The sequence below is a fragment of the Shigella sp. FC1967 genome, from assembly GCF_001743005.1.
In the GTDB taxonomy this organism is placed as follows: domain Bacteria; phylum Pseudomonadota; class Gammaproteobacteria; order Enterobacterales; family Enterobacteriaceae; genus Proteus.
On sequence record NZ_MIIZ01001195.1, the window covers coordinates 1 to 497 of the forward strand.

At 48.1% G+C, this 497-nt stretch carries 2 rRNA genes; both read right to left on the bottom strand.

What is annotated here, in order from left to right:
* Positions 1-109: 109 nt before the first annotated feature.
* Positions 110-225, bottom strand: a 5S ribosomal RNA gene (rrf, locus tag BHE89_RS20145).
* 116 nt (positions 226-341) lie between these two features.
* A 23S ribosomal RNA gene (locus BHE89_RS20150) occupies positions 342-497 on the bottom strand; the annotation flags it as partial.

Here is a 497-nt window from a genome sequence, read left to right on the forward strand (position 1 = left end):
CTCGAACCCGCGACCCCCTGCGTGACAGGCAGGTATTCTAACCAACTGAACTACCGCTCCGCGTATTCTTTTGCGATTAATGTTATTTAACACTAATGCGTTAATTGATGCCTGGCAGTTCCCTACTCTCACATGGGGAGGCCCCACACTACCATCGGCGCTACAACGTTTCACTTCTGAGTTCGGCATGGGATCAGGTGGGACCGTTGCGCTATGGCCGCCAAGCAAATTCTGTTTTATTACTCGTCACTCACCCTTTAACGGTTCGTCACCAGTAATTATCAATCTTAAACAAGCTTACTTCATCGTTTCGTCTCTCTGACAAAACACCTTCGGTGTGTCAGGTTAAGCCTCACGGTTCATTAGTACTGGTTAGCTCAACGTATCGCTACGCTTACACACCCAGCCTATCAACGTCTTAGTCTTAAACGTTCCTTTAGGTCACTCTAGGTGACAGGGAAGACTCATCTCGAGGCAAGTTTCCCGCTTAGATGCTT